Origin of the sequence: Rhizobium sp. Leaf262, assembly GCF_001422245.1 — a bacterium.
Lineage (GTDB): Bacteria > Pseudomonadota > Alphaproteobacteria > Rhizobiales > Rhizobiaceae > Agrobacterium.
In genome coordinates this window covers 195,699-207,754 of the sequence record NZ_LMMM01000004.1, presented here as the reverse complement: position 1 = coordinate 207,754, position 12,056 = coordinate 195,699, and the positions used below count along the sequence as shown (strand labels likewise).

Below are 12,056 nucleotides of genomic sequence, written 5' to 3'. Positions count from 1 at the left end.
TGGCAGCGCAGCATGCATAAAAACTTGTACTTGTCGGAAAAAAATCGTCTTTTCGCTTCAACCGGCTTGAAAAATTCAGACAAGGCAATCATTTGCCCGACAAAAGACCAAAGGGACTGGCTCGATGATGGAAGATTTTATCGGCACATACGGCAACAACCTGATCGTTGCTGTCGTGGGTGTCGGCGTGGCACTCCTGCTTCTAGCGATCATCCTGTGGCTCATTCGTAGACGCGGCGGGTCGTCTCCCTTCATTCGCGGCGGCAAAAGCCGCCAGCCGCGCCTGCAGGTGCTTGACGCCGCCGCTGTCGATGCCCGTCGCCGCCTCGTGCTGGTTCGACGCGACAACGTCGAACATCTCGTCATGATCGGCGGCCCGACCGATATCGTCATCGAAAGCGGCATCGGTGCCATCCCCTTCATGAAAGACGTTCGCGAACCGCAAGACGAAATGTTGCCAGCGCCACCGGTGGAAAAGGCGATTGCGCCAAGCCGCACCCGCGCGCTGCCGCAGGAGAGAGACGAGGATCTGCGTCCGGTATCGACGCCCGCAGCCGCCACTCCGGCACCCCAGCCAGAGAAGCGTCCTGCGCCTGCCCCGGCACCTGCCGCAGCGGTCAGACCCGCTCCGGCACCCCCCCCCGCTCCAACACCAAGATCACCTGCGCCCGTCACCCAGCCTGTTGCGCCACCACATCCGGCGGTAACGGCCGCACCGCAGCCCGTCCCGCCGCCTCGGCCAGCGCCGGCAGTAACGCCAGCTGCACCGACCGTCACTCCGCCCGCCCCCCGCGCCATCGCACGCGAACCCATAACGCCCAGTATAGCGCCCGCGGTTGTGCCCGCTGTGACGGCGGCAACGCTTACGGCTGAACCAATTGCGAAATCGACAACCGCACCCGAGGTGGATGCTCCACAGCCTTTCATCCCCGCTCCCGCCATCGCCCCGGCAGACCCTGTCCCGACACCCGTTATAGACCAGACGAATGCGGCTGACTTTCTGGACGCGGCGCGTGAACGTGTGTTGCCCACCTTCACCATGGCAGAGCCTATCGAAGCAACGGTCACCGTCGCCAAACCCGAGCCACTGGCTCCCAGCGACAACGGTCCTGTCTTTGGAGACCAACTCACCAGCGATTTCGAAAGCTTCCTGGAGGCGGAAATCGCCAAGAACAATGCCGCTGAGGCTCCCGACGTCAGCATTGAACCCGAGCGCAATCAGGACGCTCCCCAGCCCGTCTCGCCACCTGTGTCCGATGGCACCGCTGACAGTGAGGTCCAAAAGGAAATGGCACGCATCTTCGGCGAAATGGCCGTCACCCGAGACAAGTAACTCACCGTTTCCAAGCACCAACGCATCAAAGCCTGTCAGTTCGCGCTGATAGGCTTTTTCGTGTCACCATACAGGTTGCCATGCCCCTGCGACTCTGCTCAACGTCGCAGACGGAACAAACGGTGATCGCATGACGTCTTCATTCACGAGCGCAAGCGCATTCAAGGGCATGCTGATCATGGCGGGTTGCATGATCGTTCTGCCGGTCATGGATGCGATTGCCAAATATATGGCCGTGTCAGAAGGCATGTCGCCTGCACAGGTCACCTTCTATCGTTTCTTTTTCCAGCTCGTCTGCACCCTGCCCTTGCTGATGGTCATGTCGCCGAAGGCGCTTCTATCTGCAAAGCGTCCATGGCTTAATCTGCTGCGCGGCGTCCTGCATGCCGCGGCCAGCCTGGCGTTCTTCGCAGCGGTCAAATATATGCCGCTCGCGGATGTGTTCGCGATCTACTTCGTCGAACCGTTTTTGCTGACCATGATGTCGGCGCTGTTTTTGGGCGAAAAAGTTGGCTGGATGCGCTGGAGCGCGATTGCCGTGGGCTTCGTCGGCGCGATGATCGTGATACAGCCGAGCTTCGAGGTCTTTGGCTGGACTTCGCTTCTGCCGGTCGCCTGCGCCTTTCTCTTCACGCTCTATCTCTTTCTCAACCGCGCCATGGGCGATGCCGATAGTCCGCTCGTGATGCAGACCATGGCAGGTATTGCCGGCACGGTGTTCATGGGTGTGGCGTTGTTGATCGGACATGGACTGGGCGACGTCAATTTCGAGATGTCGCTGCCCGGCTGGGGTCATGGGCTGGTGCTGCTGGTGCTGCTTGGCTCCATATCCGGCTACATGCACCTTCTCGTGGTCAAGGCGTTTCGTCTTGCGCCGGTGTCGCTGCTGGCCCCCTTTCAGTATTTCGAAATCATCTCTGCCACCGTTCTCGGCTACGTGCTGTTTTCGGATTTCCCAACGGCATCGAAATGGCTCGGCATTGTCATCATCGTTGCATCCGGCCTGTTCATCATCTGGCGCGAGCGCCGGGCTGCCAACAAGACGATTGCCGAAGTCGCAGAAGTTTGACGAATATCCGCCCACGCCCTTGTTCCAGAAGCTGAGGTCGGGCAAAAGTCATCTCGACTTATACGCATATAATCATGGAGACGAATATGGACGTTCGCGCCGCAGTCGCTGTTCAGGCAGGCAAACCGCTGGAAATCATGACGGTTCAGTTGGAAGGGCCTCGTGCTGGTGAAGTGCTGATCGAGGTCAAGGCAACCGGTCTTTGCCACACGGACGATTTCACGCTCTCCGGCGCAGACCCGGAAGGTCTGTTTCCCGCTATTCTCGGCCATGAAGGTGCAGGCATCGTGGTCGATGTCGGCCCCGGCGTCACCTCCGTCAAGAAGGGCGACCACGTCATTCCGCTCTACACGCCGGAATGCCGCGAATGCCCATCCTGCCTATCGCGCAAGACCAACCTGTGCACCGCCATCCGCTCCACTCAAGGCCAAGGCGTGATGCCAGATGGCACCAGCCGTTTCTCCATCGGCAAAGACAAAATCCATCACTATATGGGCTGCTCGACCTTTGCGAATTACACGGTTCTGCCGGAAATCGCCGTTGCCAAGATCAACCCGGACGCCCCGTTCGATAAGGTCTGCTACATCGGCTGCGGTGTGACGACCGGTATCGGGGCCGTCATCAACACCGCCAAGGTGGAAATGGGCTCCACAGCCATCGTCTTCGGTTTGGGCGGCATTGGTCTCAACGTCATTCAGGGCCTGAAGATCGCTGGTGCCGACATGATCATCGGCGTCGATCTCAACAACGACAAGAAGGCCTGGGGCGAACGCTTCGGCATGACCCACTTCGTCAACCCGAAGGATGCGGGCGACGATATCGTACCTTACCTCGTCAACCTGACCAAACGTGGCGCAGACCAGATCGGCGGCGCGGATTATACGTTCGATTGCACCGGCAATACCAAGGTCATGCGTCAGGCGCTGGAATCGTCCCACCGTGGCTGGGGCAAATCGGTCGTCATCGGCGTGGCCGGTGCCGGTCAGGAAATCTCCACCCGCCCGTTCCAGCTGGTCACAGGCCGTACATGGATGGGCACTGCCTTTGGCGGCGCGCGCGGTCGCACCGATGTTCCGAAGATCGTCGACTGGTACATGGAAGGCAAAATCCAGATCGACCCGATGATCACCCACACCATGCCACTCGAGGACATCAACAAGGGCTTCGAGATGATGCATTCCGGCGAAAGCATCCGCGGCGTCGTGGTTTACTGATCCGCAGACCAAGCCCTTCGGTTTTTATCGACCGAAGGGCTCAGCCACCTAATCCACCCCGAAACACGCCATAAACATCAGAAGATTAAGGACAACCGATGCTTTGAGCGCTTCGGGGCTTTTCCTTCGCGGTCGCCCGGTCTATAGGTGGCGCTGATTTTTTGGCGGAACGGCAAATGAGCAACACAATCTTCGTCCTCAATGGTCCCAATCTCAACATGCTGGGAAAACGGGAACCGGGTATTTACGGCGGCACGACGCTGAAAGATATCGAAAGCGAATGCGTCAAAGTTGGTGACTCGCTTGGATTTACCGTTGAGTGCCATCAATCCAACCATGAAGGCGCTTTGGTCGATCTGCTGCACGAAGCAGGTGAACGCGCAGTTGGTGTCGTTATCAATCCCGGCGCTTACAGCCACACATCGATTGCCCTGCACGATGCCATCCGCGCCATCTCTGTTCCCGTGGTGGAGGTCCATATCTCCAACATCCACGCACGCGAGGAATTCCGCCATAAATCGATGATAGCGCCCGCTGCAAAAGGAATGATTTGCGGCTTTGGGCCATACGGCTACATCATGGCGCTCAACGCCTTGAAAAACATCACGGCATAAAAAGAAACAATCAGAATAGGGTTTGTCATGTCTGAAAAGAAAAACGGTATCGACAAGGAACTGATCCGCGACCTCGCGAACATTCTCAACGACACCGACCTTTCCGAGATCGAAGTCGAGCAGGACGACCTGCGCATCCGCGTATCGCGCGCAGCACCTGCGCCGGTTTACGCAACGGCTCCCGCCCCACAATACGCCCCCGCGCCTGCCGCAGCACCCGCCGCCGCTGCTCCTGCAGTCGCACCCGGCTCGGCAGCACCCGCCGCCCCAGCCCGCAATCCTGCCAACACAGTGACGTCGCCGATGGTTGGCACCGTTTACCTGTCGTCGGCGCCAGGCGCACGTCCCTTCGTCGAAGTCGGCGCCACCGTCAAGGAAGGCCAGACGCTTCTCATCGTTGAAGCCATGAAGACCATGAACCAGATCCCGGCACCAAAGTCCGGTAAGGTCACGGAAATCATCGTCAACGACGCACAGCCCGTGGAGTATGGTGAAGCCCTCGTGGTCATCGAATAAGGGGCGCATCAGCATGGTTTCCAAGATCCTCATTGCCAACCGTGGCGAAATCGCCCTTCGCGTGCTTCGCGCCGCCAAGGAACTCGGTATTCCCACGGTTGCCGTTCACTCCACGGCAGATGCCGACGCCATGCATGTGCGCCTCGCTGACGAAAGCGTGTGCATCGGTCCGCCGCCATCGCGTGACAGCTACCTCAACATCCACCAGATCGTTGCGGCCTGCGAAATCACCGGTGCGGATGCCGTTCACCCCGGCTACGGCTTCCTGTCCGAAAACGCCAAGTTTGCGGATATTCTGGAAGCGCACGGCATCACCTTCATCGGACCGACCGCAGATCACATCCGCATCATGGGTGACAAGATCACGGCCAAGCAGACGGCGCAGGAACTCGGCATTCCCGTCGTTCCAGGCTCCGATGGTGAAGTGAAGCCTGAAAACGCGGCTGAAATCGCCCGCAAGATCGGCTTCCCGGTTCTCATCAAGGCCACGGCTGGCGGTGGTGGACGCGGCATGAAGGTCGCAAAGAACGAGTCGGAAGTCGAGGAAGCCGTTTCGACTGCCCGTTCCGAGGCGCTGGCCGCCTTCGGCAACGACGCCGTCTATATGGAAAAATACCTCGGCAAGCCACGCCATATCGAAGTTCAGGTCTTCGGCGATGGTGAAGGCAACGCTATCCATCTGGGTGAACGCGATTGCTCGTTGCAGCGTCGCCACCAGAAGGTTCTGGAAGAGGCCAACTCGCCTGCACTCACCGTCGAGCAGCGCATGAAGATCGGCGAAATCTGCGCCGATGCCATGCGCAAGCTGAAGTATCGCGGTGCCGGCACCATCGAGTTCCTCTACGAAAACGGCGAGTTCTATTTCATCGAAATGAACACCCGTCTTCAGGTGGAGCATCCCGTCACGGAAGCCATCACAGGCATGGACCTCGTGCAGGAGCAGATCCGCGTTGCATCCGGCCAGGGCCTTTCGGTCACACAGGATGAGGTGAAGTTCAATGGCCACGCCATCGAATGCCGCATCAACGCCGAAGACCCGCGCACCTTCGTGCCGTCTCCGGGCACGTTGACCTACTTCCACACGCCCGGCGGCCTCGGCGTTCGCGTCGATTCCGGTGCCTATCAGGGCTACAAGATCCCGCCATACTACGACAGCATGATCGGCAAGCTGATCGTGCACGGCCGCAATCGCGACGAATGCATTCGTCGTCTGATCCGCGCGCTGGACGAGTTCGTGGTGGACGGTATCAAGACCACCCTGCCGCTCTTCCAGGACCTTCTTCAGAACGAAGACATCCTGAAGGGTGACTACGACATCCACTGGCTGGAAAAATATCTGGCCGGCGACGCGAAGTAAGAGATGGGACGGCGCGGCAGAAACAACGACATCGATGTCGATATTCTGCTGCGCGCCTATTCCATCGGCCTTTTCCCCATGGCCGATTCGGCGGATGATCCGGAGCTTTTCTGGGTTGAGCCGGAAGTCCGCGGCATCATTCCGCTCAATGATTTTCATGTTTCCAAAAGCCTGGCGAAGGCCATCCGCAAGAGGCCATTCGATGTTCGCTTCGACACTGCATTCCAGGCCGTGATGGCTGGCTGCGCGGCCGAGGCTCCGAACCGACCGAGCACCTGGATCAACACGATCATTCGCGATCTCTATTTCGAACTGCACCAGATCGGCCACGCCCATAGCGTCGAAGCATGGGAAGACGATGAGCTGGTCGGTGGTCTCTATGGCGTTTCGTTAGGCTCGGCCTTCTTTGGTGAGAGCATGTTTTCCCGCCGCACCAACGCTTCCAAGATCTGCCTCGTTCACCTTGTCGAACGCCTGCGAAAACAGGGCTTCACGTTGCTCGACACGCAGTTCACGACCGAACATCTCAAGACATTCGGCGCGATCGATGTTCCGAAGACAGATTATGCGAAACTGCTAGAGCGTGCTGTCGGTGTGGGGAACGTGGATTTCTAGCCTCCACGCTCAATGTCCTCATTCCTGTCCCTGTGACAGGAATCCAGTCGTCGCGCGTCTGCGCGGCGGAAAGACTCTTTTAAGCCCAAGGACTTGGGCTGGCTGGATTCCTGTGACAAGCACAGGAATGAGGGAAGAGAGGGCTAGTTCTTTTTAGCCGCTGACGTTGGCGCAGGTACATCCGATTCCTGCTTGCAGCCGGTCAACCACACGTCATAGATCGGATGCTCGACGGCGTTGAGGCCCGGGCTGTCGGCAAACATCCAGCCGGTGAAGATGCGTTTGATCTTGCGGTCGAGGGTGATTTCATCGACCTCGATAAAGGCGTCGATCTTCTGCGCTTCGGTGTCGTCACGCGAATAGCAGACCTTCGGGGTGACTTGAAGCGCGCCGAACTGCACGGTCTCGTTCAGATAGACGTCGAAGGATGTGATGCGGCCGGTGATCTTGTCGATGCCGGAAAAAACGGCGACGCGGTTTTCGATGCGGGCGGCAGAAGCGGGAGACACAGGGCCTGAGACCGGCAGCAATGCCAGAAGTGACACAGCCAGTGCACGCAAAGAGCCATCTCGCGTGAATTTTCCCATATCGAACCGTCTCCAGAAAGATTTCCCGCACCACAGGTGCGGGTTCAACGCCTACAGGCGGAATGTGGCAAAAGCGGGTGGCCGTTCAACGCAGGCATCCAGCATGCGAAGGTCGCCCGCAACCGCAATCAGTTGCCCGGCGTCCAGGCGTCGTAGTCGCCGGTCACGCGTGGACGTTCGCCGGAAGCAGCAAGCGAACCCTGCGGGCGATAGGCTTTCGACGTGCCGGTGAGATTGGGCTGGTGCGCCTTCTGCCATTCGCGTGCGGTGTAGCTCTCCTGGCTTGGCGGCACATCCGTGCGATAGTGCATCCAGCCATGCCAGCCGGGCGGAATCGCCGACGCTTCTGCATAGCCGTTATAGATCACCCAGCGGCGCGGCATGCCCCAGGAGGTGGTGCCACCCTCGTAATAGGTGTTGCCCAACTCATCCGTGCCGACCTTCTTTCCGAAACGCCAGGTGTGAAAGCGCGTTCCGATTGTCTGGCCATTCCACCAGGTGAAGATTTGCGTCAGAAGAGTCTTCATTATCCATTCCTCGGGCTCGAGTGCGTCGCGACGATTTGGGTGCGCTGCACCGTGAAAGCTTATGCCGCTCCGTGGACCAATTGTCCAGTATTTCCGGTCGAACCACCGCTATTTCAGTTTCATGCTGAAGCCCAGATGACGCTGCTCGAAACCGAGCCTCTCGTAGAAGCGATGCGCATCGAGCCTGACCTTGTTCGAACCGAGCTGAATGCTTTTCAACCCACGCTCCCGGGCGTCCGCAATGCAGTGCTCGATCATCATGGCGCCAATGCCGCGACCGCGCATATCGGCACGCGTCTGTACGGCTTCGATCATCATTAACGTTGCCCCGCGCGCCACCAGCTTGGTCAGGATCACCGTCTGAAACGTGCCGACGACCTCGCCATCCAACTCGGCCACATAGAGCGTCTCGTTGGATGATTCCTCGATTGTGTGAAAGGCTTCGAGATAGTCCGGCAATGCCGCTTCGTCTGCGGTATCGCCATGACCGCCCATCTCGTCGGCCGCGAAAATGGCGGCAAGCGCCGGGACATCGGTCTCGCGGGCAAAGCGGATGATGAGCTTGTCCGAGAGCGTGCTCATCGGCTGAGTGTCTTTTCCATGGCTATTCCGGGCAGGCCCTCGACACCGGCCATTTTCTCGACGCGATCGACTTCCGTGAAGCCGACGCTCTCGTAAAAGGCTATCGCCACCGTGTTTTTCGGCTCCACTTCCAGCCGCATGATTTCAGCGTCGGGAAAGCAGGTCTCAAGCTCCGCGAATATGTCGCGACCAACACCCTGGCGCTGGAATTGCGGATCGACGTAAAGCTGGTGCAGAAGCGCGGTCTTGGTCATCTTGGTCGACATGGCGGCAAAGCCCATGCCCCCGATGCGCTTGCCATCGTCGGCCACCAGAAATTCGCCGCCCTTCTTTTCGACCCGCTCCTTCATCGCCTTTTGCGAATGCCATTCGGCAATCAGTTGCGTGACCCTGTCCGCACCGTAAATGCCGTCATAGGTCGCATGCCATGTCCGCGCCAGAAGCGCCCTCACCGGCTCGATATCACGCTCACTGGCTGTGCGAATGAAGAACACCATGTCTGCTCCGTCTCGGAATGAAAACGCCGGGAATGATCCCGGCATGGTCAGTTTCATTTCCCCCTCGACGTCATCCCCGGCCTGTGCCGAGAATGACGGTCGTGGGTCTCTCACGGCCTGCCGGGGCGTAAACCCCGGCTAGCGGTCCCTCAGTCTTCAATACCCAGCTTCGCCTTCACCAGTTCCTGCACGGCCTGCGGGTTGGCCTTGCCGCCGGTGGCCTTCATGACCTGACCGACGAACCAGCCAGCCAGCGTTGGCTTTGCCTTGACCTTTTCGACCTGATCCGGGTTGGCAGCGATGATCTCGTCCACGGCCTTTTCGATGGCGCCGGTGTCGGTGACCTGCTTCATTCCGCGGCTTTCGACGATCTCTGCCGGGTCACCGCCCTCGTTCCAGACGATTTCGAACAGGTCCTTGGCAATCTTGCCGGAAATGGTGTTCGCCTTGATGAGGTCGATGATACCGCCCAGCTGAGCGGCGGAAACCGGCGTCTCTTCGATGCCCTTGCTGGCTTTGTTCAGCGCGCCGAGCAGATCGTTGATGACCCAGTTTGCGGCAATCTTGCCATCGCGTCCCTCGGCAACCAGCTCGTAATAATCGGCAATCGCCTTTTCGGAAACGAGGATCGACGCATCATAGACGGACAGGCCGAGCGTGCTGACGAAACGTGCCTTTTTATCGTCAGGCAGTTCCGGCAAATCCTTGCTCAGCTCTTCGATATACGCGTCATCGAAATTCAGCGGAAGCAGGTCCGGATCGGGGAAATAGCGGTAATCATGCGCGTCTTCCTTGGAGCGCATGGAGCGCGTCTCGCCCTTGCCGGGATCGAACAGGCGGGTTTCCTGATCGATGCTGCCGCCGTCTTCCAGAATGGCGATCTGGCGACGGGCCTCGTATTCGATGGCCTGACCGATGAAGCGGATGGAGTTGACGTTCTTGATTTCGCAACGTGTGCCGAAGCCCTCGCCCGGCTTGCGCACCGACACGTTGACGTCGGCACGCATGGAGCCTTCGTCCATGTTGCCATCGCAGGTGCCGAGATAGCGCACGATGGAGCGCAGCTTGGTCATGTAGGCCTTGGCTTCGTCAGACGAACGCATGTCCGGCTTGGAGACGATTTCCATCAGCGCCACGCCGGAACGGTTCAGGTCCACGTAGGACATGGTCGGGTGCTGGTCGTGCATCGACTTGCCGGCATCCTGCTCCAGATGCAGACGCTCGATGCCGATTTCGATATCCTCGAAATTGCCCTGACGGTCCGGTCCCAGCGAGATCACGATTTTGCCTTCGCCGACAATCGGGTCCTTGAACTGCGAAATTTGGTATCCCTGCGGCAGATCGGGGTAGAAGTAGTTCTTGCGGTCGAAAATGGAGCGCTTGTTGATCTGCGCCTTCAGACCCAAGCCGGTGCGAACCGCCTGCGCCACGCATTCCTCGTTGATCACGGGCAGCATGCCGGGCATGGCCGCATCCACCAGCGACACGTTGGAATTCGGCGCGTTGCCGAAGGTGGTGGAAGCGCCGGAAAACAGCTTGGAATTGGAGAGAACCTGAGCGTGAACCTCCATGCCGATGACGATTTCCCAATCGCCGGTCGCGCCGGGAATGAAGCGTTTCGGGTCTGGTGTGCGCACGTCTACAAGGGTCATATCAAGCTCTTAATATACGGAATGTCTGTCTGTGGTGAGGTAGAGCAATTGGCACCGTGGCGCAAGGCTTGTCGCGCCGAAGGCAGAAAAGCTGCAATGTTTTGGGCCGCCTGGATATCAAATTTTTACGGTTTGGATTTTCAATCGTCCCATGATGATCCCTGTGATTTTGCTCGCTGTCTATCTGGTCTTCAACCTCGCGGTTTTTCTCGTCTATCGGCGAGACAAGCAGGCGGCGCAACAGGGCGAGCGGCGCGTGCGCGAAAGTACCCTGCTGTGGCTGGCCTTTCTCGGTGGCAGCGCAGGCGCGGTGCTGGCGCAGCGCCTGTTGCGGCACAAGACACGAAAGGAGCCGTTTCGCAGCATTCTGCTTTCCATCATCGTGCTGCAACTGGGCCTCGTCGCCTCCCTGCTCATCATGCCCGACTGGCCACAGAGACTGTTGGTCTTTGCCCTCACACTGCTTCAGAACCCGAAGCCGTAACCGCCTGTCTCCATCACCACGAACTCCTTCTGCAAGCCTATGGACTGGACCTCGCGATCGAGCCTTTCCGAGTATTTCATCGAAAACCAGCTCACACCGTAACCGTGCTTGCGAAAAAACGACACCGCCTGCTCGTTCTGAGCGTGGCTCTCCAGTTGCGCGGAAGGAAAATTGCGCTCGACGATCTGCCGTTCGATATCTGCCAGAAGCGCCGTTCCAATGCCCTGCCGCTGATAGATCGGATCGATCCAGAAATCGGAGATGGTGTCATCGTAATTTTCGCGCGCCGCCCATCCCGCGATGGCCTCACCGGTTTCCACCAGCGTGATCGACTGCCAGGCCGATTGCGCAAAGTCGGTAAATGCCATCCGCGCATTCTCGTTCAACGGCTCCGTCACCCCGATCATCGCCGTCGCCGTCGCCCAAGCCCGCAACCCAATAGCCGCCAGCTCGGCGGCATCTGTCTCTCTGGCGGGGCGAATATGGATCACGTTTTTTCTCCGTTTTGGGTGGGTATAGACTGTTTTTGCGGTGATTTGGAGTGGGTGTTTTGGGGTGGATTTTGGTATTGGGCTTACCGGGTTTGTGCTGCAAGTGGGTTTGCAGGGGACGCTCACTGGTGGTTTGCTGCGTTGTGCCGTCCTTCTTCGTCTGAAGCATTCTTCATGTCTGCTTCCATGCCATGTTGATCCGGTGAGGGCCACCACACCCACCAACCTCATGCTGAGGCGCTTTGGCCGAAGGACAAAGCCTCGAAGCATCCGCTGCGTGCTCTGCTCCAAGCCCGCAACCCTCGTCCTTCGAGGCCCCTACGGGGCACCTCAGGATGAGGGTTGCTGCGTTGCGCCCCGCATCATCGTCCAAAGCATTCTTCTTACCTGCTTGCATGCCACGTTGGTTCGGTGAGGCCCACCACACCCTCCGCCCTCATGCTGAGGCACCCCGCAGGGGCCTCTAAGCAACCGCCGCATACTCTGCCCCAAGCCCGCAACCCCCGTCCTTCGAGGCT

General features: G+C 58.9%; 14 protein-coding genes. 8 read left to right on the top strand and 6 right to left on the bottom strand.

The annotated features are described in order from the left end of the window. Positions 1-124 precede the first annotated feature (124 nt). The 7 genes from ASF29_RS06625 to aat all read left to right on the top strand — a co-directional run bounded on the left by ASF29_RS06625 (position 125) and on the right by aat (position 6,718). Positions 125-1,333, top strand: coding sequence for a flagellar biosynthetic protein FliO (locus ASF29_RS06625; protein ID WP_062449765.1), 1,209 nt, complete (start codon positions 125-127; stop codon positions 1,331-1,333). A gap of 130 nt (positions 1,334-1,463) precedes the next feature. Continuing rightward, positions 1,464-2,402 carry a DMT family transporter gene (locus tag ASF29_RS06620; protein ID WP_062449763.1) on the top strand — a complete coding sequence of 313 codons (939 nt, stop codon included), beginning with the start codon at positions 1,464-1,466 and terminating at the stop codon, positions 2,400-2,402. Between the two features lie 86 nt (positions 2,403-2,488). Then, positions 2,489-3,616 carry an S-(hydroxymethyl)glutathione dehydrogenase/class III alcohol dehydrogenase gene (locus ASF29_RS06615; RefSeq protein ID WP_062449761.1) on the top strand — a complete coding sequence of 376 codons (1,128 nt, stop codon included), beginning with the start codon at positions 2,489-2,491 and terminating at the stop codon, positions 3,614-3,616. Positions 3,617-3,792: 176 nt separating this feature from the next. Continuing rightward, entirely contained in the window at positions 3,793-4,230 is a 438-nt protein-coding gene (aroQ, locus tag ASF29_RS06610; RefSeq protein WP_062449759.1) for a type II 3-dehydroquinate dehydratase, read from the top strand. Between the two features lie 27 nt (positions 4,231-4,257). Further along, positions 4,258-4,746: an acetyl-CoA carboxylase biotin carboxyl carrier protein gene (gene accB, locus ASF29_RS06605; RefSeq protein WP_062449757.1), complete on the top strand. Its 489-nt coding sequence runs from the start codon at positions 4,258-4,260 to the stop codon at positions 4,744-4,746. A gap of 13 nt (positions 4,747-4,759) precedes the next feature. Next, positions 4,760-6,103 carry an acetyl-CoA carboxylase biotin carboxylase subunit gene (gene accC, locus ASF29_RS06600; protein WP_062449947.1) on the top strand — a complete coding sequence of 448 codons (1,344 nt, stop codon included), beginning with the start codon at positions 4,760-4,762 and terminating at the stop codon, positions 6,101-6,103. Positions 6,104-6,106: 3 nt separating this feature from the next. Further along, the gene (gene aat, locus ASF29_RS06595; RefSeq protein WP_062449755.1) at positions 6,107-6,718 is read left to right on the top strand and encodes a leucyl/phenylalanyl-tRNA--protein transferase; all 612 of its coding nucleotides are present in this window, start codon (positions 6,107-6,109) and stop codon (positions 6,716-6,718) included. A 143-nt stretch (positions 6,719-6,861) separates the two neighbouring features. Here the strand turns inward: aat and ASF29_RS06590 are convergent, their stop codons facing one another. The 5 genes from ASF29_RS06590 to gatB form a co-directional block, all read right to left on the bottom strand. Then, positions 6,862-7,305, bottom strand: a complete 444-nt coding sequence (locus ASF29_RS06590) for a DUF2155 domain-containing protein (RefSeq protein ID WP_062449753.1) — start codon at positions 7,303-7,305, stop codon at positions 6,862-6,864. Between the two features lie 128 nt (positions 7,306-7,433). Next, positions 7,434-7,832: an NADH:ubiquinone oxidoreductase subunit NDUFA12 gene (locus ASF29_RS06585; RefSeq protein WP_062449751.1), complete on the bottom strand. Its 399-nt coding sequence runs from the start codon at positions 7,830-7,832 to the stop codon at positions 7,434-7,436. A 108-nt stretch (positions 7,833-7,940) separates the two neighbouring features. Beyond that, positions 7,941-8,414, bottom strand: a complete 474-nt coding sequence (locus tag ASF29_RS06580; protein WP_062449750.1) for a GNAT family N-acetyltransferase — start codon at positions 8,412-8,414, stop codon at positions 7,941-7,943. After that, on the bottom strand, positions 8,411-8,908 hold the full coding sequence (locus ASF29_RS06575; RefSeq protein ID WP_062449946.1) for a GNAT family N-acetyltransferase: 498 nt from the start codon (positions 8,906-8,908) through the stop codon (positions 8,411-8,413). The genes ASF29_RS06580 and ASF29_RS06575 overlap by 4 nt, the downstream gene beginning before the upstream one ends. A 152-nt stretch (positions 8,909-9,060) precedes the next feature. Continuing rightward, positions 9,061-10,563, bottom strand: a complete 1,503-nt coding sequence (gene gatB / locus ASF29_RS06570) for an Asp-tRNA(Asn)/Glu-tRNA(Gln) amidotransferase subunit GatB (protein ID WP_062449748.1) — start codon at positions 10,561-10,563, stop codon at positions 9,061-9,063. Between the two features lie 151 nt (positions 10,564-10,714). Between gatB and ASF29_RS06565 the strand changes: the two genes are divergently transcribed. Continuing rightward, a complete protein-coding gene (locus tag ASF29_RS06565; RefSeq protein WP_062449746.1) occupies positions 10,715-11,047 on the top strand; it encodes a DUF1294 domain-containing protein in 333 nt (110 codons plus the stop codon). Here ASF29_RS06565 and ASF29_RS06560 read toward each other — a convergent pair. Then, positions 11,029-11,538, bottom strand: a complete 510-nt coding sequence (locus tag ASF29_RS06560; protein ID WP_062449744.1) for a GNAT family N-acetyltransferase — start codon at positions 11,536-11,538, stop codon at positions 11,029-11,031. The two genes, ASF29_RS06565 and ASF29_RS06560, sit on opposite strands and share 19 nt — an antisense overlap. Positions 11,539-12,056 lie beyond the last annotated feature (518 nt).